The following is a 19,377-nucleotide window of genomic DNA, read 5'->3' as shown; positions in this document are numbered from 1 at the left end:
TTGGAGCGAGCCATGCCTGATCGCCGTCGATTCCTGCGGGCCGCCGCCTGCGCGCCGCTGCTGGCCCAGTCCTGGACGGCAAGCGCCCTGAGCCTCCAGCGGCCGATGCTGACCCGCCCGATCGGGGCCGCCGGCGACATGTTGCCGGTGATCGGCCTGGGCACCGCCGACACCTTCAATGTGTCGCCCTCGGACGCGGCCGCCATGGCGCCGCTGGCGCAGGTGGTGGACGCCTTGCTGGAGGCGCGCGGTTCGCTCATCGACACCGCCCCCAGCTACGGACAGGCCGAGGCCGTCACCGGCGCGCTGCTGGCGCGCGAGCCGGACCGGCGTCCGCTGGTGTTCCTGGCCACCAAGATCAGCACCCAGGGCCACGAGGCGGCCCGGCGCCAGATCGAGAACTCGCTGCGCGCGCTGCGCACGCAGAAGCTCGATCTGATCCAGGTCCACAACCTGATCGACACCCGCAACCAGCTGGCGCTGCTGCGCGACCTCAAGCAGCAGGGCGTGACGCGCTACCTCGGCATCACGCACTACACCGACGCCGCCCATGACGAACTGACCGAGCTGGTCGAGAAGGAAAAGCCCGACTTCCTGCAGATCAATCTGTCGGTGGGCGCGCGCAATGCCGAAAAGCGCCTGCTGCCGGCCTGCCAGGCCAACGGCGTCGCGGTGCTGATCAACCGCCCGTTCCAGGACGGCGCGCTGTTCCGCCAGGTCCGGGACCGGCCGCTGCCGGCCCTGGCCGGTGAAATCGAGTGCACCTCATGGGCGCAGTTGTTCCTGAAATTCATCATCGGCCATCCCGCCGTGACCGCCGTCATCCCCGCCACCTCCAAGCCAGCCAACATGGTGGACAACGCGCGGGCCGGCTTCGGTCCGCAACCGGACGCGGCGCTGCGCGAACGCATCGCCGCCCTGCTGGGCTGAAGCCATGCGCGCCCCCGGCTCCTGGCGCCAGCGGGCGGCGCAAGCGCTGGGGATCCAGCCCGGCGAGGTGGCGGCGGGCGCCTGCGGCTTCGCCTTCTTCTTTTTCCTGTTCTGCGGCTATTTCATGCTGCGGCCGATCCGCGAGACGCTGGGCATCCAGGCCGGCGTCGACCAGTTGCAATGGCTGTTCACGGCCACCTTCCTGGCCATGCTGGCGGTGGTGCCGCTGTTCGGCTGGCTGTCTGGCCGGGTGCCGCGCGCCACGCTGGTGACCTGGGCCTACGCGGTGTTCGCCGCCACCATGGCCGGCTACGCGGCGCTGTTCCACTGGCAACCCGATGGCGTCTGGGCCGCGCGCAGCTTCTACGTGTGGTTGTCGGTCTTCAACCTGTTCGTGGTCTCGCTCGGCTGGAGCCTGATGGCCGACGTCTTCCGCATGGCGTCGGCCAAGCGCCTGTTCGCCTTCATCGCCGCCGGCGCCAGCGCCGGGGGACTGTGTGGCCCCCTGTTGGGCGGCCTGCTGGCGGGCACGCTCGGCGCGGCGGGCCTGCTGCTGTTGTCGGCGCTGCTGCTGACGGCGACGCTGCCGCTCAAGCGCTGGCTGCTGCGCTGGCGCGCCGCGACCCGCCCCGAGGCCGAGACCGCCGAACTGGCGCGCCCGATCCCGGGCGCCATGCTGGCCGGACTGTCGCGGGTGTTCCAGTCGCCCTACCTGCTGGGTATCGCCGTGCTGGTGCTGCTGCTGGCCACGCTCAGCACCTTCCTATACATGGAGCAGGCGCGGCTGGTGGCCGAGACCTTCCCGGACAGAGCGCAGCGTATCCGCGTCTTCGCCACGCTGGACTTCATCGTGCAGGTCCTGGCGCTGCTGTCGCAGCTATTCCTCACCGGCCGCGTCGCCGCCTGGCTGGGCGTGCGATTACTGATGGCGGCGGTGCCGCTGGCCATGGCGCTGGCGTTCCTGGCGCTGGCGGCCTACCCGGTGTTCGCGGTGCTGGCCGTGGCCATGATCCTGCGACGCGCCGGCGAATACGCCCTGGTCAAGCCGGGACGCGAGATGCTTTTCACCGCGGTCTCGCCCGAGGACAAATACAAGACCAAGAACGTCATCGACACCGTGGTCTACCGCGCTGGCGACGCGGCCAGCGGCTGGGTCAAGGCCGGGGTCGATGCGCTAGGACACGGCGTGGCGCTGATCGCCCTGCTGGGCGCGCTCTGCGCGCTGGCCGCGGCGGCGCTCGGCTATGGCCTGGGACGCAAGGCCGACCGCCAGCCGCCGCAACCTTAGATTCTTTCAAACACCCATCTGATAAAACCAAACGGAATCCCGACGCGGCCGCCGCACAATAGCGCAGCCCTCAACGTCCCGGGAACCGTCATGAAACGCTCCGCCAGCCTTGCCGCCCTGTTGCTTTGCCTGACCGCGCAGCCCGCGCTGGCCGAATACCCGGAACGGCCCATCACGATGATCGTGCCGGCCGCCGCCGGCGGCAACGCCGACATCACCGCCCGCCTGGTCGGCCAGGAAATGAGCCGCGTGCTGGGCCAGCCGGTAGTCATCGAGAACCGCGTGGGCGCGGGCGGCCGCATCGGCACCCAGGCGCTGGTGCGCGCCGCGGCCGACGGCTATACCATCGGCTACGCCCACGTCGGCACGCTGGTGCTGCATCGCTATCTCTTCAAGCAGCAGCTCTATGACCTGGACCGCGACATCACGCCGATCGGGCTGGTGGCCGAAACCCCCAACGTCATCGTCGTCAACGCCGCCTCGCCCTACCGCGATCTCAAGAGCTTCATCGACGCCAGCCGCGCCCAGCCCGACCGCCTGACCATGACGTCGGCCGATCCCGGCACCACCAGCGAAGTCGGCGTCAAGCTGTTCATCGCCCAGACCGGCGCGGCGGTGCGGCAGATTCCCTACAAGGCCACGGCCGCGCAACTGGCCGACCTGCTGGGCGGCCACGTCGATTCGATGATGGAGAACCTGCCGCCCCTGATCGGCAACCTGAAGGATGGCCGCCTGCGCGCGCTGGCAGTCACCACCAAGGCCCGCGCGACATCCAACCCGGATGTGCCGACAGTGGCCGAGCAAGGCTATCCCGACTACGAGCAATCGGCCTGGAGCGCGCTGGTGGCGCCGGCCGGCACGCCGCCCGCCGTCATCGCGCGGCTGAACGCGGCGATGAACGCCGCGTTGCGGGCGGAACCCGTCGCGCGTGAACTGCGCAGCCGCTCGCAGGAGCCGCTCGGCGGCGCGCCCGCCGACGTCCAGACCCAGATCCAGAAGGAACTGCCCAAATGGGAAAATCTCATCAAGGCCGCCGGCACCACGCTGGATTGATTCACCCTCGCCCGCGACCGGAAGCCACGCCATGATCAAGGTAAGCCGCGAAGACTTCAGCTGCGCCGCCGCCACCAACGCCTCGGCCTACCGGCGCGTGACCATCCCGGTGCTGAAGATCGAGGCCGGCCCCGGGCCGGCCGTGGCGCTGATGGCCGGCGTGCATGGCGACGAATGGGAAGGCCAGGCGGCCATCCTGCAGCTCTGGCAACTGCTGCCGGGCGTCCTGCAGCGTGGCACGGTCTACCTGCTGCCCGCCGCCAATGCCGAGGCCTCGCTGGCGGGCACGCGCCTGTCGCCCTCCGACGGCGGCAACCTGAACCGCGCCTTCCTCGGCGCGCCGGCGCGCGGCTATACCGAGAGCGTGGCCGCCGCCCTGGAGGCGCGGCTGCTGCCGCGCATCCAGGCGCTGGTGGACGTCCACAGCGGCGGCGCGTCGCTGCGCTATCTGCCGTCTTCGGTTGTCACGCGCTATGGTGATGATCCCTATGATGAACGCCTGCCGGCCCTGGCCCGCGCCTTCGGCATGCCGCATTGCGTCTTCTTTCGCGGCGGCGAATCCGGTTCGATGCCGGCCGCCGCCAGCCGCCTGGGCGTGTTGCGCCTGAGCGCGGAAATCGGCGGCGGCGGCGAAACCACCCGCGCGCTGGTGGAACGCTGCCGCGACGGCCTGCTCGGCTGCCTGGCCGAACTGGGCCTGCTGGCCGCCGCCACGCCACGCCAGCCGGCCCCGTTGCTGCACGACCTGGACGCGCCGGCCGCCACCCTGCGCGGCCGCGAACCGGGCGTGTTCATCCCCGCCGTCGATCTGGGCCAGACCGTGACCGCCGGCCAGACCATCGGCCAGCTCATAGAACCCGCCCGCCCCGATCTGCCCGCGCGCGCCCTGGCCAGCCCGCAGGCCGGCACCGTCGTCTGCCTGCGCGCCATCGCCCGCAGCGACGACGGCGACTGCCTGCTGCAGGTCGCGCCCGCCCTTCCCCTGGACTCCCTTGCCTCGTTGTACTGACCCATGCTGATGAACCCCCGCTTGTCCGGCCTGCGCTGCATCCGCTGCGACAGCCACCTGCCGCCCGCCGACTACTCGGAAGGCTGCCCGCATTGCCTGGAGGCCGGCCATCCCGCGTCGCTGGAATGCCAGTACGCCGCAGGCTCTGGCGACGCAATCGACCTGCCGGTGCTGGACCCCGTCACACTGGGTGAAGGCGCCACGCCCTGCCTGGATGCGCCCGCGCTGGCGCAGGCCGAGGGCGTGGGCCGGCTCTGGCTCAAATGCGAGAGCGCCAACCCCACCGGCAGCCACAAGGACCGCATGGCCGCGCAACTGGTGTCGCGCGCCCGGCTGGCCGGCGCCACGCGTGTGGCCGCGGCTTCCAGCGGCAACGCCGGCGTCTCGCTGGCGGCCTATTGCGCCGCCGCCGGTTTGCAGGCCGACATCGCCATCACCCGCAACTGCCCGCCGCTGCAGCGCGAGGCCATGCAGCGCTTCGGCGCCCGTCTGACCGCGTTCGACGACAGCCTGGGCCGCTGGCCCCATGTCGCCGACCTGTGCCGCAACCAGGGCGCTTTCGCTGGCACCAACTATCTCAACCCGCCGGTCGGTACACACCCCTACGGCGTCGAAGGCTACAAGCCAATCGCACAGGAATTGTTCGACCGCTGCGGCCTGCCCACCAACATCGTCGTGCCGACCGCGCGCGGCGACCTGCTGTGGGGCATTCTGATGGGCTGGCAGCAATTGCTGCGCGCCGGCCGCATCCCCCGGCTGCCACGGCTGCATGCGGTCGAGCCGTACGCCCGCCTGTCGCGGGCGCGCGCCGCGGGCGATGCGCGCGGCCTGTGGGAAGGGGCCACCGACCAGTACTCGATCGCCGGCGGCACGGTCACGCTGCAATCGCTGGAGGCGCTGACGCGCTCAGGCGGCTCGCCGGTCGAGGTCTCCGATGCCGCCGCCGCCCAGGCGCAGCAGCGGCTGGAGCGCCTTGGACTGGCTACGGAGCTGTCGTCGGCCGCCGCGCTGGCGGCGGTCACGCGGTTGCGCCGCGCCGGCCAGCTGGATGCGGAATCGTCGGTGGTGCTGATCCTGACGGCGGACGGCCGCCGCGGCTAGGCGGCGGCAACGGCTGCGCGGGCCGCGCGCCCGTCAGCCGCGCTTGACGCCGTAGCGTTCCACCAACGGCGCCAACGCCGCGCGCAGGCAGGTCGCCCAGTACTTGCCAGCCTCCGACAGCGGCCGGCTGCCATGCAGGATCATGTGGCATTCGAAATGCACCGGCGCCGCCAGCGGCCGGTGGCACAAGCCCGCGGCTTCCAGCCCCACCGCGGTGGCGGGATTGGCGATGCCGACGCCATGGCCGGCCAGCGCCAGCTGGCACACCGTGCTCGAGTAGGGCGTCTCGATCGCGACGCGCAGGCCGAGGCCGGCCTGTAGCACCAGCGCGTCCAGCCGCTGGCGCGAGGCATCCTCGGCATTCAGGGCGATCACGTCCACCTCGGCCAGTTGCGCCAGGCCGACCTGCTCCAGGCGCGCCAGCGGATGGCCGTCCGGGAACACCGTCACGGCCCGCAGGCTGGCCAGGCGGTGGCCGCGCAGGCCCTCCAGTTCCGACTCATCAGCCACGGCAGCCAGATCGAGTTCGCCCGACACCACCATGTCGCGCAGCGTGTTCGAATCGCGGATCTGCAGATACAGGGGCGTGTCCGGATAACGCTCGCGAAAGCGCGCGATGGTAGCGTTGACGATCGCCCCGCTGTAGGCATGGATGCAGCCGATGCGCAGGCGCGGCTGGGCCGCGCCGCGGATCGCGCGGATCTTGCGGCCCAGGCTTTCCAGGCCGACGTTCAAACGGCGGATTTCCTCGTACAGCAGCGTGGCCTCGGGCGTGCGCTGCATGCGCTGGCGCACGCGCTCGAACAGCCGCAATTCGATGCTGGCCTCGAGCGCGGCCAGCGTGGCGCTGACCGTGGCCGGCGACACATCGAGCCGCCGGGCCGCGGCGGTCACGCTTTCCGTTTCATAGACGGTGCGGAAGGTCTCGACCTGCTTGAGCGTGAAGGTCATGGCCGGCGCCCCGCGGGTTCAGATACGCTGCAGGTCCATCAGCACCCGGCGCGTGGCCAGGGGCCGGCCCGCCAGGTTCTCGGCCAGGCGTTCGCGCAGGTCGCGGCGTAGCGCCGGCTCGATGACAGGGTCGTCGAAATCGGGTTCGGCCTCATCGACGCCGTAGCCGGTTTCGCGCAGCAGCGTCCATTCGAAGCGGCGCAAGGCGCCCGCCGCGCGCGTGCCGCCCGACAGCTGCTGCAGCGCCATGTCGTAGGCGTCGAACAGCAGCGGATGGGCATCCTCGCGCGGCAGCAGCCGCAGCAGCAGTTCATTCATGTACCACGCCGACATCAGCGCGGTGCCGCTCAGGGCGCGCACGCCCATGATCTCGGCGCGGGTCAGGGTCTTGACCTCGCCGTTGCCGGTCCACGACAGCAGCAGCGGCTGGAACGCCGACAACACCGGACGCAGCACGGAATACGGGCGCTTGGCGCCCTTGGCGACCATGGCCACACAGCCGTGGTCGCGCGAGAAAGTCTGAACGATGAGGGACGTCTCGCGCCACGCGGTGGCGTGGAGCATGTATCCCGGGCGATCCTGGACGCGAGGCGCCCGTCTACTCATAGCCCAGGTCGCGCAGCGCACTCTCGCGGTCGGACCAGCCCTTGCGCACCTTGATGTAGATCTCCAGGTGCACCGGCTTGTCCAGCAGCTTGGCGATGTCCTGCCGCGCCTCGGAGGCGATGCGCTTCATGTGCATGCCGCCAGTGCCCAGCAGGATCGGCTTGTGGCTGTCGCGCTCCACCACGACGCAGGCGGCGATGCGCGCGCCCTTGTCGGTCTCTTCCCACTGCTCGATCACGACCGTACAGCCGTAGGGCAGTTCGTCGCCGACCAGGCGGAAGATCTTCTCGCGCACCAGTTCCGCGGCGATGAAGCGCATCGGCCGGTCGGTCAGGGTGTCTTCCTCGAACATCGGCTCGCCTTCCGGCAGCCGCGCCGCGATTTCCTGCAGCAGCTGGTCGAGCTGCTGGTTCTTGGTGGCGCTGACCGGCACCACGGCGCCGAACGGATGCAGCGCCATGATCTTTGAGACGAACGCGAACAACTCGTCGCGGTTCTTCAGCGCGTCGATCTTGCTGACGACCAGGATGGTGCGTTCCGGCGCCGGCAGCAGCGGCAGCAGCTTGGCGTCGCCTTCCGACCACTTGCCGGCCTCGACCACGTGCACCACCACGTCGACGTCGGCCAGCGCCTGCGTCACGACGCGGTTCATCATGCGGTTCATGGCGCCGCCGTGGCGCGTCTGGAAGCCCGGCGTATCGACGAACACAAACTGTTCGTGGTCGCGCGTCAGCACCCCGTGGATGCGGTGGCGCGTGGTCTGCGCCTTGCGCGACACGATGGAGATCTTGGAACCGATCAGCGCGTTCGTCAGCGTGGACTTGCCCACATTGGGGCGGCCGACGATGGCCACGAAACCGGTACGGAAAGGGGTATCGCTCATTTAGTCTCTTGGGACACTGCCACGGGCAGCGACAACTGCGCGGTCTTGCGCGCCTTGCCCGACTTGCGGGCGGCCTTGGACGCCGGGCTGATGGCCTGCGCCGCCTCCAGCGCCAGCTTGGCGGCCGACTGCTCGGCCGCGCGGCGGCTGGCGCCGGGCGCGTTCACCTTGATCTCGAGCGCCGGAATGGCGCATTCGACCTCGAACTGCTGGCTGTGGGCGGCGCCGTGCGTGGCCACCACGGTGTACACGGGCAAGGCCAGCTTGCGGCCTTGCAGGAATTCCTGCAGCAAGGTCTTGGCGTCCTTGCCCAGGGTCTTGGGGTCGACCGAGGCCAGTACCGGCTGGTACTGGCGCACGATCACGCGGCGGGCAGCGTCGAAACCAGCGTCCAGGAACACCGCGCCGAACAGGGCTTCGACCGTATCGGCCAGGATCGACGGCCGGCGGAAACCGCCGCTCTTCAGTTCGCCTTCGCCCAGGCGCAGGTATTGGGACAGCTCCAGGCGCTGGGCGATGTCCGCCAGCGAAGCCTGCTTGACCAGGTTGGCGCGCAGGCGTGACAGATCGCCCTCGTCGATTTTCGCGTAACGCTCGAACAGCATCGCCGCGACGACGAAGTTGAGCACGGAATCCCCGAGGAACTCCAGGCGCTCGTTGTGGCGCGCACCATGGCTGCGGTGGGTCAGCGCCTGTTCAAGCAGTGCTGGATCACCGAAGTGATGATCCAGCCGGTTTTCTAGCGTGGCTAGCGACATAATCAGTTGAACCGGCCGATGCGGCTGAGATCGCTGAAATTCATCCAGATGAAGAACGCCTTCCCGACGATATTGGATTCCGGCACGAAACCCCAGTATCGGCTGTCGGCGCTGTTATCCCGATTATCGCCCATGGCGAAGTATTGCCCCTCGGGTACTTTGCAGCGTACCCCATCGCGCGAATATTGGCAGTTCCCGAGGTTGGGAAATTGGTACTGCGGGCGATATTCCTGCGGCCTGCTTTCATCCAACAGGATATTATGGCTAACTTCGCCCAATTTCTCCTTATATTGTGCGATATAGGAGACACGATCAGGCTCAAAATAGTCACCGTCGCGCGTATGCGGCACCAATTGGCCGTTCACATACAGTTTTTTGTCGAGGTAGGCGATTTCGTCGCCGGGCAGGCCGACCACCCGCTTGATGTAATCGACGTCCGGATCGACCGGGTAGCGGAACACGAACACGTCGCCGCGCTGCGGCTTGCCGATGTCGATGACCTTCTTGTCGATCACGGGCAGGCGCAGGCCGTAGCTGAACTTGTTCACCAGGATCAGGTCGCCCGATTGCAGCGTCGGCAGCATCGAACCCGAGGGAATGCGGAACGGCTCCACCACAAACGAACGCAGCACGAACACGAACAGGATCACGGGAAAGAAACTGACCGCGTATTCGATCCACCACGGCACGCGGCGGGCCTTGTCGCCGGCCTCGCGCCGCAAACGCTCGGCCTCTTGCGAATCGCCGATCAGCGCCGCGTCGTACTGCGCCATCGCCTCTTGCGCCCGGCGCTCGCGGCCGCGCCGCAATACGACCAGATCGAGCGCCCAGATAATGCCGGTCAGCACCAGCAGAACAAACAGGATCAGGGCAAAGTTCCAACTCATCAGCTAACCGCCTTCTCGGGTTCTATTTGTCTTCCACTTGCAGGATGGCCAGGAAGGCCTCTTGCGGAATTTCCACCGTGCCGACCTGCTTCATGCGCTTCTTGCCGGCCTTCTGCTTTTCCAGCAGCTTCTTCTTGCGCGAGATGTCGCCGCCATAGCACTTGGCCAGCACGTTCTTGCGCAGCGCCTTGACGTTCTCGCGGGCGATGATTTCGGCGCCGATGGCCGCCTGGATCACCACGTCGAACATCTGGCGCGGAATCAGGCCGCGCATGCGCGTCACCACGTCGCGGGCGCGATGGCGGGCGTTGCTGCGGTGGACGATCACGGCCAGCGCGTCGACGCGATCGTTGTTGATCAGCAGGTCCACGCGCACCACGTCGGCCGAGCGGTATTCGAGGAACTCGTAGTCCATCGAGGCGTAGCCGCGCGACACCGACTTGAGCTTGTCGAAGAAGTCCAGCACGATCTCGGCCAGCGGGATCTCGTACACCAGGTGCACCTGGCGGCCGTGATAGCTCATGTTGATCTGCACGCCGCGCTTGTTGTTGCACAGCGTCATCACCGGACCGACGTAGTCCTGCGGCATGAACAGCGTGACCTTCACGATCGGCTCGCGGATGTCGGCGATCTTGCCGATCTCGGGCATGCGCGACGGGCTTTCGACGGTGATCACCGAGCCATCGCGCTGCTCGACTTCGTACACCACCGACGGCGCGGTGGTGATGATGTCCATGTCGAACTCGCGCTCCAGGCGCTCCTGCACGATTTCCATGTGCAGCAGGCCGAGGAAGCCGCAGCGAAAGCCAAAGCCCAGCGCCTGCGACACTTCGGGTTCGAACATCAGCGCCGCGTCGTTCAGCTTGAGCTTCTCGAGCGAATCGCGCAGCTGGTCGTACTCGGAGCTTTCGACCGGGTACAGGCCGGCGAACACCTGCGGCTTGACTTCCTTGAAGCCGGGCAGTGGCTCGGCGGCCGGCTTGCTCGCCAGCGTGACCGTGTCGCCGACCTTGGCGTCCTCGAGCTGCTTGATGCCGGCGATGATGAAGCCCACCTCGCCCGCCGACAGGTGCGGACGCTGCTGCGACTTGGGCGTGAACACGCCGGTCTGCTCGCACAGGTGGGTGGCGCCGGAAGCCATCAGCAGGATCTTGTCCTTGGGCTTGAGCATGCCGTTGACGATGCGAACCAGCATCACCACGCCAACGTAGTTGTCGAACCACGAGTCGATGATCAGCGCCTGCAGCGGCGCATCGGGATCGCCCTTGGGCTGCGGCACCCGCGCGACGATGGATTCGAGGATCTCGTCGATGCCCATGCCGGTCTTGGCGCTGGCCAGCACCGCCTGCGAGGCGTCGATGCCGATCACGTCCTCGACTTCCTGGCGCGCGCTGTCCGGATCGGCCTGCGGCAGGTCCATCTTGTTCAGCACCGGCAGCACTTCCACGCCCAGCTCGATGGCGGTGTAGCAGTTGGCCACGGTCTGCGCTTCGACGCCCTGCGAGGCGTCGACCACCAGCAGCGCGCCTTCGCAGGCCGACAGCGAGCGGCTGACTTCATACGAGAAGTCGACGTGCCCCGGGGTGTCGATCAGGTTCAGGTTGTAGATCTTGCCGTCCTGCGCCTTGTAGTGCAGGGCCGCCGTCTGGGCCTTGATGGTAATGCCGCGCTCGCGCTCGATCTCCATGGAGTCGAGCACCTGCGCCGACATTTCGCGATCCGCCAATCCGCCGCAGCGCTGGATCAGGCGATCGGCCAGGGTCGATTTGCCGTGATCGATGTGGGCAATGATGGAGAAGTTGCGAATATGCTGCATGCTTGAATTTAAAAGGGACGGAACATTCGGCAAACTGCCGGAAGACGCCGCCACCAGGGTAGGCACGGCTGACGGGTTGGGGCCACTCGGCCGGCACGCCCGCCGCCGAGCCACGCTTGCGGCGGGCTGCGGACGGTATCTGGCGGGAGGGCCGGGCAAAAACGAGGGGGCGCCAGGCGCCCCCTCTTGCGGCAACCAGCCATTTTAGCCGGTCTTGCGCCTTATTTGCTTGCCGGCACCGCCACCCACTGGGTCTGCTCGCCGCGGCGCACCAGCAGGCCGACCGCGCGGCCCTTGTCCAGCTTGCCGACCAGCTCGGCGAACTGCTTGGCGCCGGTGACGTCGGTGTCGTTCAGGGCCAACACAATGTCGCCTTCCTGCAGGCCGGCCTTGGCCGCGGCGCCTTCGGCGACCTTGACCTGCACGCCGCCCTTGATGCGCAGCTTCTTCTGCACGTCGGCGGGCACGTCGATCACGCCCAGGCCCAGCGCGTTGGTGACTTCCGGCGCCGGCGGCGCGCCCTTCTTGCCCGGAGCGGCCTTGTCGACCGGAATCTCGCCGACCTTGACCGACAGGGTCATCTTCTTGCCCTTGCGCCACACTTCCATGTCGGCGCGCGTGCCCGGCTTGGTCTCGCCGACGATGCGCGGCAGGTCGGACCAGCGCTTGATCGGTTCCTTGTTGAAGGTCAGGATCACGTCGCCCGGCTGCACGCCTGCCTGCTCGGCGGGACCGTCGGCCTCGACGCTGCTGACCAGCGCGCCCTCGGCCTTGGGCAGGCCAATGGCCTCGGCCACGTCCTTGCCGACTTCGCCGATCTGCACGCCGACGCGTCCGCGCGTGACCTTGCCGGTGGCGCGCAGCTGGTCAACCACCCGCATCGCTTCGTCGATCGGGATGGCCAGCGAGATGCCCATGAAGCCGCCGCTGCGCGAGATGATCTGGGAGTTGATGCCCACCACCTCGCCCGCCAGGTTGATCAGCGGGCCGCCCGAGTTGCCCGGGTTGACCGCCACGTCCGTCTGGATGAAAGGCAGGTATTCGCCGGTATCGCGGCCAATGGCGCTGACGATGCCCGAGGTCACGGTGGAATCCAGGCCGAACGGCGAACCGATCGCCAGCACCCACTGGCCTTTCTTCAGCTTCTTGGGATCGCCGATCACCAGCGGCGTCATGTCCTTGGCCTCGATCTTGATCAGCGCCACGTCCGTGCGCTCGTCGGTGCCGATGACCTTGGCCTTGAATTCGCGGCCGTCGGTCAGGGTGACGTAGATGTCGGTTGCATCGCTGACCACATGGTTGTTGGTCATGATGTAGCCGTCATCGGAAATGAAGAAGCCCGAGCCCACGCCGCGCGGCACGGTGCGCTCCTCGGGCTGCTGCGGCTGCGGACGCTGGCGCGGATTGGGCGACTGCTGGCCCGGCGGCTGGAAGTCCGGGCCGAAGAACCAGCGGAACAGTTCCGCCGGATCGTTGCCGCCCGGGCCCACGCCGCGGATCGGCACGGTGGCGGTGGTGCGGATGTTGACGACCGCCGGGTCGGCCTTTTCGATGATGCTGGTGAAGTCAGGCAACGCCACCGTAGGGGTCGGCGTAGCGGCCGCGGGGGTCTGCGCCTGCGAGACGGGCGCGAACGCGGCCGACATCATGAGCCCCGCCGTCGCGGCCGCCAGGAAGCGGCGCAGGCTGGGGTTCGACACCATCATTGCTTTCATAGATTGCTCCGAAATCACTTCTTGCCGCAGAGGCCGCTCGTCACTTGGCGCCGGCCGCCGGAGCGTTCGCCACGGGTACGTATTCAGTCGATTGCGCCAATTGTTCCAGCGTCGCCACGGGCACTTCGCCCACGGCAGTCAGCCAGAAATCGGCGATGCGCGTGCCATAGACAGTAATCGATCCGCGCTGTGCCGCGCCAGGGGGCGGATGATGACCGCGCTGGCTGTCGTACGGCTCGATGAAGACCGAGATGGCCGCCAGGCCGTCGGACAGCACCATCTGGTTGACCGTCGCGCCGCGCCCCATCGAGCGCGCCACCTGCATCACCACGGAAAAGCCCTTGGGCGCCGGAATGCGCCAACCGAGCGCCCCCAGGTCGACCGGCTTCATGGAGGGTTCGAGCACCTTCCAGTCGCGCGTGTTCCAGCGCGACGTCAGCGACTGCGGATCGACCTCGGCCCCCAGGCGCAACGACGTGAACGACACCTGTTCGACCACCCCGCGGGCGGCGTTGAGGGTCTGGGCCTTCAGCAGCAGATTGGTCTCGACATCAGCACAGAGCCGATAGCCATAACGCAACTTGTCCAGCGGTTCGATAGTGATCAGCCGGCACTCGCGTCCGGCGACGCGGTGCAGGGCCGACTCGGTGCGAATCTTGTAGTGTTCGGTCAGGTTGGCCGGATCGCCCAGCAACAGACCGGGGAAGCGATCGCCGCGCCGGCGTTCGAGCAGCACGGTCTTGCGCTCGGGGATCAGGCACTGCACGTCTTCATTGTGGCGCAGGTATTCGCGCGGCTGGCCGTCGAGAATCTCGAGGCGCTCGCGCTCGCCGGTGCCATCCAGGACGTGCACCAGGCGCGACGACTGGATCATCTCGCCCTGCTGGTACATGAAGACGCCTGCGTAGTCCTGCTTGCGCGCCGCTTGTTGGATGCGCGAGAGCAACTGGACTACGTCATCGCCCTGCTGGGCGGGCGCGGTATCTGCGGCGCGCGCGGGATCGTGCGCGGCCAGGAATGCGGTCAGGAGCGTAGCGGCGAACCAGCCGGCGCGGTGGGCCTGCCATGCGGCAGCCCGTCCAAGCACCGGCCAACGGGTCGGAAGCACCAGGGCCATCAGCGCCCCGCCCCGACGTCGAAGGACACCTGACGCACCGCGCTGGGACCCGCCATCTGGCGATGGGCCTCCAGGTAGTCGCTCAGGCCCGACGTGTCGGCGCCGCCGCTGACGCTGGCGTCGGCCAGCACGCGGGTCTCGGTGCCGGGCGAGCCGCCCGCCAGGTACGGCTGGGCCACCCAGGCCACCGTGGCGACCGCGGCCGCCACCGCCAGGCCCGACAGGCCCAGGCGCAGCGGGGAGCGACGCCGGGGCGCGGCCACGATCGGCAGTTCGGCATCCAGCGCGCGCGACAGGCGGGCATGGAAGTTGGCGCTGGGCGTCAGCGCCAGATCGGCGTTGCGCAGGGCATCGCCGATCAGATGATAGGTATCCCAGGTCTGTCGCCCTTCGCGGGTCAACAGGCCAGGGAGAATATCGTCGGTTTCTTCCCCGTCCATCCAGGCGGAAACGGATTCCTCCCAGGCGGCTTCGGAAGCAACGACGGACTTGGCTGCTGTAGTCTGCATGACTGCCACTCCTTACCAGCGACGCTCGGCATCGGTGCCAAGCAATGGGCGCAACTTGGTCGCAATGGCTTCCCGCGCACGGAAAATGCGGGAGCGCACCGTACCAATGGGGCAGTCCATGCTCTGGGCGATGTCTTCGTAACTCATACCTTCGATTTCACGCAGGACGATTGCGGTGCGCAATTCCTCGGGCAATTCCTCGATGGCCGCGTTCACCGTCTCGGCGATTTCGCGGCTGGCGACCATGGATTCCGGCGTGCTTATATCGGTTAGGTTGTCGGTTTCGTTAAAAGTTTCACCGTCTTCCGTTTCTATCGCATTGGGCGCGCTCGGCCGCCTGCCCTGGGAGGCGAGCCAATTTCGGGCCGTATTGATGGCGATACGATACAACCAGGTATAGAACGCGCTCTCTCCCCGGAACTGGGGCAAGGCCCGGTAGGCCTTGATGAACGCTTCCTGGGCCACGTCCTCGATCTCGGCGGGGTCGCGGATCATGCGCGCCAGCAGACGCAGGATCTTGCGCTGATACTTGAGCACCAGCAGATCGAACGCCTTCTTGTCGCCCCGCTGGACGCGCGCGACAAGCTCGGCGTCGACTTCGCGCTCGCTCATGTGGCCTCCCGCGGGCCGACCGCCTTGGACACGCGCCGCGCCGCGCCAGCCAGCAGGCACAGGCGCCGCCAGCAGTCGGGTCGCAACGTCCGTTGCCAGACGGTGAAGGTTACATGGTGGTCGTTAAAGGCCGTACTCCCGGAGGACAAGGGCTGCAGGGTAAGCGTGAGCCACGCCGGGCCGCGTCGCTGGTCAAGCAGCGCCGCGTCCCGCCAGCCGCCCGGCAGGCGGACCTGCCAGTGGCCGGCGCCCGCCGCCGTGCGCAATGCCGATACCGGGGACGGGCTGTGGCGGGTCAAGTGTAACAGCCCCGCAGCCACGGGGAGCGCAACCGCCGCGGCCAGCGCGGCCCAGGCCGAGCCGAGCCAGGCGGCCACGATCACGGCACTGGCCGCGGCCGCGGCCAGTCCTAGGGCGGACAGCGTCGCGACGCCGCGCGGCCGCAGGACAGGCACGCGAAACGTCCAGCGCCCCTTGCCCGGGCCTTCCAAATCAGATCCGGCGAACGGCCATCGAGCCGTTGGTGCCGCCGAAACCGAACGAGTTGGACAGGCCGACATCGATCTTCATCTGCCGCGCCTCGTTGGCGCAGTAGTCCAGGTCGCATTCGGGATCCTGGTTGAAGATGTTGATGGTCGGAGGCGAGACCTGGTTGTAGACCGCCAGGGTCGTGAACACGGCCTCGATGCCGCCGGCGGCGCCCAGCAGGTGGCCGGTCATGGACTTGGTCGAGTTCACCACCAGCTTCTTGGCGTGGTCGCCGAAAGCCAGCTTGAGCGCGTCGGTCTCGTTCTTGTCGCCCAGCGGCGTCGAGGTGCCGTGCGCGTTGACGTACTGGACGTCTTCCAGGTTCAGCCCGCCGTTGCGCAGCGCGTTCAGGACGCCGCGACGCGGGCCGTCCTTGTCCGGCGCGGTGATGTGATGCGCATCGGAGCTCATGCCGTAGCCGGCGAACTCGCCATAGATGCGCGCGCCGCGCTTCTTGGCATGTTCGTATTCTTCCAGCACCAGCACGCCGGCGCCCTCGCCCAGCACGAAACCGTCGCGGTCGCGGTCCCAGGGACGCGAAGCCGTTTGAGGATCATCGTTGCGGGTCGACAGCGCGCGCATCGCGGCGAAGCCGCCGATGCCCAGCGGCGACACGGTCGATTCGGCGCCACCGGCCACCATGACGTCGGCATCGCCGTACTCGATCAGTCGGGCCGCGTCACCGATGCAGTGCAGGCCCGTGGTGCAGGCCGACACGACGGCGTAGCTGGGACCCTTCATGCCGTAGGCGATGGACAGGTGACCGGAGATCAGGTTGATCAGCGAACCCGGCACGAAGAACGGCGAGATGCGTCGCGGACCCTTGGCCATGTATTCGACCTGGGTTTCCTCGATGCGCGGCAGGCCGCCGATGCCCGAGCCGACGATCACGCCGATGCGTTCGGCGTTGGCTTCGGTGACTTCCAGGCCGCTGTCGCGCCAGGCCTGCATCCCGGCAGCCAGGCCGTAATGGATGAAGGTATCCATCTGGCGGGCTTCCTTGGCCGAGATATAGGCGCTGATGTCGAAGTCCTTGACTTCGCCGGCGATGTGCGTGGTGATGGCCGAGGGATCGAAACGGGTGATGCGGCTGATGCCAGAACGTCCGTTGACGATATTGTCCCAAGCGGTGGTCAGGTCGTTGCCGACAGGCGACACGATACCAAGGCCAGTGATGACGACTCGTCGCTTCACGGATGACTCCTCAAACAGACAAAAGAAAGGCGGTTTTCGGGATGCACTGCGCGTGCGGCACACGCAACAGCGGGACGGGCATCAATGCCCTTCCCGCGCGTGGACCACACGGCAAATTCCTGAAACCGCCCCGGTTCCCGGTTGGCGCCGAAATCGAGTTCGGGGCAACCGGAAGGATATAGGCTGAGCTTACTGCTTACCGTTCGAATTGATGTAATCAATCGCTTGTTGCACGGTCGTGATCTTTTCGGCCTCTTCGTCGGGGATCTCGGTCTCGAATTCGTCTTCGAGCGCCATGACCAGTTCGACCATGTCGAGCGAATCGGCACCGAGGTCGTCAAGGAAGGAGGATTCGTTCTTGATCTCGGCTTCGTTCACGCCAAGTTGTTCAGCGACGATCTTCTTGACGCGCTGTTCGATGCTTTCCATGCAGATCTCCAAATGGGAAAAATCCCGCGAATTATAGCCAAGCGCAGAGTACTGCAAACGCCAGGCCGTGACAAAAATAACACCGCACACCTTGATCTGTCGCCATCGGGGCGCAGGAGTGCCGATATGCGGCGTTTCCGGATGAACCGCGCGGTGCCGCGCCGGTTGCCCGGCGGCGGCGTGGCGGCCTGGGCCGCCCACGCGATTCGTGACTTATTGCATGTACATCCCGCCGTTGACGTGCAGGGTGGTGCCGGTAATGTAACCCGCCTGCGGCCCGGACAAAAAGGCCACCGCATGGGCGATATCCGCCGGGGAACCCAGGCGGCCCAGCGGAATCTGCTGCAGCAGCGCCGCGGTCTGGTTCTCGCCCAGGGCGCGCGTCATGTCGGTATCGATGAAGCCCGGGGCCACGCAATTGACGGTGATGTTGCGGCTGCCCAGTTCGCGCGCCAGCGCCCGCGACATGCCGGCAACGCCGGCCTTGGCGGCGGCGTAGTTGGCCTGGCCGGGATTGCCGCTCGACCCCACCACGGAGGTGACGTTGATGATGCGTCCCCAGCGAGCCTTCATCATGTTGCGCAGCACTGCGCGCGACAGACGGAAGACCGAAGCCAGATTGGTGTCGATGACCGCCGACCAGTCGTCGTCTTTCATGCGCATTGCCAGCGTATCGCGGGTGATGCCTGCATTATTGACGAGGATGTGCGGACCTCCGCCCTCCTTGCCGAGCGCATCGATCAAGGCGTCACAGGCTTCGGCGTTGGTCACGTCCAGCACCACGCCGCGACCGCCAAACGGGGCCAGCGCCTCGGTGATGGCGGCGGCGCCCGACTCGGACGTAGCGGTGCCTACGACCACCGCGCCGCGCGCGGCCAGTTCCTGCGCGATGGCACGGCCGATGCCACGCGTCGCGCCCGTCACCAGGGCAATCTTGCCCTGCAATTCGATCGAGGTGTTTTCCATGGTCTTAGTTTCCGTTGACCGCGGCCAGCGCGGCTTCGAGGGAAGCCGGATCCGTGATGGCCAGGCCGGTGAGTTCGGGGTCGATACGCTTGGTCAGGCCGGTCAGCACCTTGCCGGGACCGCATTCGATGACGTGGGTCACGCCCTGCGCCTTCATCGCGCGCAGCGTTTCCACCCAGCGCACAGGATGCCATGCCTGACGCACCAGCGCATCCCGGATTGCCCCGGGCTCGGTCGGGGCGGCGACGTCGACGTTGTTGATGACCGGCACCTGCGGCACCGACACCGTCACCGCCGACAAGGCGCCGGCCAGCACATCGGCGGCGGGCTTGAGCAGACTCGAATGGAACGGCGCGGACACCGGCAGCAGCAGCGCGCGCTTGGCGCCAGCGGCCTTGGCCAGTTCGCAGGCACGCTCGACGGCGCCCTTGTGGCCGGCGATCACGACCTGGGCCGGCGCGTTGAAATTCACGGCCTCGACCACTTCGCCCTGGGCCGCCGAGGCGCAGGCGGCGCGCACGGCGTCATCATCCAGGCCGAGGATGGCGGCCATGGCGCCGGTGCCGACGGGCACCGCGGCTTGCATGGCATCGGCGCGCACGCGCACCAGGCGCACGGCGTCTTCGAGCGCCAGCGAGCCGGCGGCCGTCAGCGCGGCGTATTCGCCCAGGCTGTGGCCCGCGACGACGTCGGGATTGCGGCCGCCCGCCGCGCGCCAGGCCGCGAAGAACGCGGCACCGGCCGTCAGCATGGCGGGCTGCGTGTTGGTGGTCAGGTTGAGCTGTTCGGTGGGACCTTGCGCGATCAGGGCGCCGAGATCCTGGCCCAGCGCCTGGGAGGCGCGCGCCACGGTATCGGTAACGGCGGCGACATCGGACCAGGCATCCAGCATGCCGACCGCCTGGGAACCCTGGCCGGGAAAGACAAAAGCGATTTTCATGTTTGACCGTGTGGATTGATTCTGAGTCTGTGGAATGTCGGACTTGCCAGCCAGGCGGGCGCGCCGTGACGCGCCCCGGCCGATC

The 19,377-nt window shown here is 67.7% G+C and carries 20 protein-coding genes; 5 read left to right on the top strand and 15 right to left on the bottom strand.

Annotated elements, in window-relative coordinates; all coding sequences use genetic code 11:
• Positions 1 to 12 precede the first annotated feature (12 nt).
• The 5 genes from ABFG95_RS21480 to ABFG95_RS21460 all read left to right on the top strand — a co-directional run bounded on the left by ABFG95_RS21480 (position 13) and on the right by ABFG95_RS21460 (position 5,381).
• On the top strand, positions 13 to 930 hold the full coding sequence (locus ABFG95_RS21480) for an aldo/keto reductase (protein ID WP_348994910.1): 918 nt from the start codon (positions 13 to 15) through the stop codon (positions 928 to 930).
• Positions 931 to 934: 4 nt separating this feature from the next.
• The gene (locus tag ABFG95_RS21475; protein WP_348994909.1) at positions 935 to 2,218 is read left to right on the top strand and encodes an MFS transporter; all 1,284 of its coding nucleotides are present in this window, start codon (positions 935 to 937) and stop codon (positions 2,216 to 2,218) included.
• Positions 2,219 to 2,308: 90 nt separating this feature from the next.
• Entirely contained in the window at positions 2,309 to 3,271 is a 963-nt protein-coding gene (locus tag ABFG95_RS21470; RefSeq protein WP_175144320.1) for a tripartite tricarboxylate transporter substrate binding protein, read from the top strand.
• 31 nt (positions 3,272 to 3,302) lie between these two features.
• Positions 3,303 to 4,280, top strand: a complete 978-nt coding sequence (locus ABFG95_RS21465) for a succinylglutamate desuccinylase/aspartoacylase family protein (RefSeq protein ID WP_348994908.1) — start codon at positions 3,303 to 3,305, stop codon at positions 4,278 to 4,280.
• A gap of 3 nt (positions 4,281 to 4,283) precedes the next feature.
• Positions 4,284 to 5,381, top strand: a complete 1,098-nt coding sequence (locus ABFG95_RS21460; protein ID WP_348994907.1) for a pyridoxal-phosphate dependent enzyme — start codon at positions 4,284 to 4,286, stop codon at positions 5,379 to 5,381.
• Between the two features lie 33 nt (positions 5,382 to 5,414).
• Here ABFG95_RS21460 and ABFG95_RS21455 read toward each other — a convergent pair whose 3' ends face one another.
• The 15 genes from ABFG95_RS21455 to fabD all read right to left on the bottom strand — a co-directional run bounded on the left by ABFG95_RS21455 (position 5,415) and on the right by fabD (position 19,292).
• Positions 5,415 to 6,332: a LysR substrate-binding domain-containing protein gene (locus ABFG95_RS21455; protein WP_049072177.1), complete on the bottom strand. Its 918-nt coding sequence runs from the start codon at positions 6,330 to 6,332 to the stop codon at positions 5,415 to 5,417.
• 18 nt (positions 6,333 to 6,350) lie between these two features.
• Positions 6,351 to 6,938 carry a DNA repair protein RecO gene (gene recO / locus ABFG95_RS21450; RefSeq protein WP_006393489.1) on the bottom strand — a complete coding sequence of 196 codons (588 nt, stop codon included), beginning with the start codon at positions 6,936 to 6,938 and terminating at the stop codon, positions 6,351 to 6,353.
• Positions 6,931 to 7,821 (bottom strand): GTPase Era, encoded by an 891-nt coding sequence (gene era / locus ABFG95_RS21445; RefSeq protein ID WP_006393488.1) that lies wholly within the window; start codon positions 7,819 to 7,821, stop codon positions 6,931 to 6,933. The genes recO and era overlap by 8 nt, the downstream gene beginning before the upstream one ends.
• A complete protein-coding gene (gene rnc / locus ABFG95_RS21440) occupies positions 7,818 to 8,579 on the bottom strand; it encodes a ribonuclease III (RefSeq protein ID WP_049072173.1) in 762 nt (253 codons plus the stop codon). Before rnc ends, era begins: the two co-directional genes overlap by 4 nt.
• A gap of 2 nt (positions 8,580 to 8,581) precedes the next feature.
• Positions 8,582 to 9,466, bottom strand: coding sequence for a signal peptidase I (lepB, locus tag ABFG95_RS21435; protein WP_348994906.1), 885 nt, complete (start codon positions 9,464 to 9,466; stop codon positions 8,582 to 8,584).
• Between the two features lie 22 nt (positions 9,467 to 9,488).
• Positions 9,489 to 11,282, bottom strand: a complete 1,794-nt coding sequence (gene lepA, locus ABFG95_RS21430) for a translation elongation factor 4 (RefSeq protein WP_049072171.1) — start codon at positions 11,280 to 11,282, stop codon at positions 9,489 to 9,491.
• Positions 11,283 to 11,503: 221 nt separating this feature from the next.
• A complete protein-coding gene (locus ABFG95_RS21425) occupies positions 11,504 to 12,997 on the bottom strand; it encodes a DegQ family serine endoprotease (RefSeq protein ID WP_049072170.1) in 1,494 nt (497 codons plus the stop codon).
• A 40-nt stretch (positions 12,998 to 13,037) separates the two neighbouring features.
• The gene (locus tag ABFG95_RS21420; RefSeq protein ID WP_049072168.1) at positions 13,038 to 14,114 is read right to left on the bottom strand and encodes a MucB/RseB C-terminal domain-containing protein; all 1,077 of its coding nucleotides are present in this window, start codon (positions 14,112 to 14,114) and stop codon (positions 13,038 to 13,040) included.
• A complete protein-coding gene (locus ABFG95_RS21415) occupies positions 14,114 to 14,623 on the bottom strand; it encodes a sigma-E factor negative regulatory protein (protein WP_348994905.1) in 510 nt (169 codons plus the stop codon). Before ABFG95_RS21415 ends, ABFG95_RS21420 begins: the two co-directional genes overlap by 1 nt.
• A 12-nt stretch (positions 14,624 to 14,635) precedes the next feature.
• Positions 14,636 to 15,235: an RNA polymerase sigma factor RpoE gene (gene rpoE / locus ABFG95_RS21410; RefSeq protein ID WP_006389292.1), complete on the bottom strand. Its 600-nt coding sequence runs from the start codon at positions 15,233 to 15,235 to the stop codon at positions 14,636 to 14,638.
• Positions 15,232 to 15,726, bottom strand: coding sequence for a hypothetical protein (locus ABFG95_RS21405; RefSeq protein ID WP_348994904.1), 495 nt, complete (start codon positions 15,724 to 15,726; stop codon positions 15,232 to 15,234). Before ABFG95_RS21405 ends, rpoE begins: the two co-directional genes overlap by 4 nt.
• Before the next feature lies 1 nt (position 15,727).
• Positions 15,728 to 16,957, bottom strand: coding sequence for a beta-ketoacyl-ACP synthase II (fabF, locus tag ABFG95_RS21400; RefSeq protein WP_020924694.1), 1,230 nt, complete (start codon positions 16,955 to 16,957; stop codon positions 15,728 to 15,730).
• Positions 16,958 to 17,146: 189 nt separating this feature from the next.
• Complete coding sequence (gene acpP, locus ABFG95_RS21395) at positions 17,147 to 17,386, bottom strand: acyl carrier protein (RefSeq protein WP_005012191.1); 240 nt, start codon at positions 17,384 to 17,386, stop codon at positions 17,147 to 17,149.
• A gap of 213 nt (positions 17,387 to 17,599) precedes the next feature.
• Positions 17,600 to 18,352, bottom strand: a complete 753-nt coding sequence (gene fabG, locus ABFG95_RS21390) for a 3-oxoacyl-ACP reductase FabG (protein WP_049072164.1) — start codon at positions 18,350 to 18,352, stop codon at positions 17,600 to 17,602.
• A 4-nt stretch (positions 18,353 to 18,356) separates the two neighbouring features.
• A complete protein-coding gene (fabD, locus tag ABFG95_RS21385; RefSeq protein ID WP_348994903.1) occupies positions 18,357 to 19,292 on the bottom strand; it encodes an ACP S-malonyltransferase in 936 nt (311 codons plus the stop codon).
• Positions 19,293 to 19,377 lie beyond the last annotated feature (85 nt).

It is taken from the genome of Achromobacter sp. HNDS-1, from assembly GCF_040084795.1.
Taxonomy (GTDB): Bacteria; Pseudomonadota; Gammaproteobacteria; order Burkholderiales; family Burkholderiaceae_B; genus Achromobacter; species Achromobacter ruhlandii.
This window is presented reverse-complemented; position numbering and strand designations above follow the sequence as displayed.

Excerpts from the sequence above, each read along its gene's own strand:
- era (WP_006393488.1), bottom strand. The coding sequence starts at position 7,821 with ATGAGCGATACCCCTTTCCGTACCGGTTTCGTGGCCATCGTCGGCCGC.
- rnc (WP_049072173.1), bottom strand. The coding sequence starts at position 8,579 with ATGTCGCTAGCCACGCTAGAAAACCGGCTGGATCATCACTTCGGTGAT.
- lepA (WP_049072171.1), bottom strand. The coding sequence starts at position 11,282 with ATGCAGCATATTCGCAACTTCTCCATCATTGCCCACATCGATCACGGC.
- ABFG95_RS21415 (WP_348994905.1), bottom strand. The coding sequence starts at position 14,623 with ATGCAGACTACAGCAGCCAAGTCCGTCGTTGCTTCCGAAGCCGCCTGG.
- ABFG95_RS21480 (WP_348994910.1), top strand. The coding sequence starts at position 13 with ATGCCTGATCGCCGTCGATTCCTGCGGGCCGCCGCCTGCGCGCCGCTG.
- rpoE (WP_006389292.1), bottom strand. The coding sequence starts at position 15,235 with ATGAGCGAGCGCGAAGTCGACGCCGAGCTTGTCGCGCGCGTCCAGCGG.
- ABFG95_RS21425 (WP_049072170.1), bottom strand. The coding sequence starts at position 12,997 with ATGAAAGCAATGATGGTGTCGAACCCCAGCCTGCGCCGCTTCCTGGCG.
- fabG (WP_049072164.1), bottom strand. The coding sequence starts at position 18,352 with ATGGAAAACACCTCGATCGAATTGCAGGGCAAGATTGCCCTGGTGACG.
- lepB (WP_348994906.1), bottom strand. The coding sequence starts at position 9,466 with ATGAGTTGGAACTTTGCCCTGATCCTGTTTGTTCTGCTGGTGCTGACC.
- fabD (WP_348994903.1), bottom strand. The coding sequence starts at position 19,292 with ATGAAAATCGCTTTTGTCTTTCCCGGCCAGGGTTCCCAGGCGGTCGGC.
- ABFG95_RS21465 (WP_348994908.1), top strand. The coding sequence starts at position 3,303 with ATGATCAAGGTAAGCCGCGAAGACTTCAGCTGCGCCGCCGCCACCAAC.
- ABFG95_RS21475 (WP_348994909.1), top strand. The coding sequence starts at position 935 with ATGCGCGCCCCCGGCTCCTGGCGCCAGCGGGCGGCGCAAGCGCTGGGG.
- ABFG95_RS21470 (WP_175144320.1), top strand. The coding sequence starts at position 2,309 with ATGAAACGCTCCGCCAGCCTTGCCGCCCTGTTGCTTTGCCTGACCGCG.
- ABFG95_RS21455 (WP_049072177.1), bottom strand. The coding sequence starts at position 6,332 with ATGACCTTCACGCTCAAGCAGGTCGAGACCTTCCGCACCGTCTATGAA.
- ABFG95_RS21460 (WP_348994907.1), top strand. The coding sequence starts at position 4,284 with ATGCTGATGAACCCCCGCTTGTCCGGCCTGCGCTGCATCCGCTGCGAC.
- recO (WP_006393489.1), bottom strand. The coding sequence starts at position 6,938 with ATGAGTAGACGGGCGCCTCGCGTCCAGGATCGCCCGGGATACATGCTC.
- acpP (WP_005012191.1), bottom strand. The coding sequence starts at position 17,386 with ATGGAAAGCATCGAACAGCGCGTCAAGAAGATCGTCGCTGAACAACTT.
- ABFG95_RS21420 (WP_049072168.1), bottom strand. The coding sequence starts at position 14,114 with ATGGCCCTGGTGCTTCCGACCCGTTGGCCGGTGCTTGGACGGGCTGCC.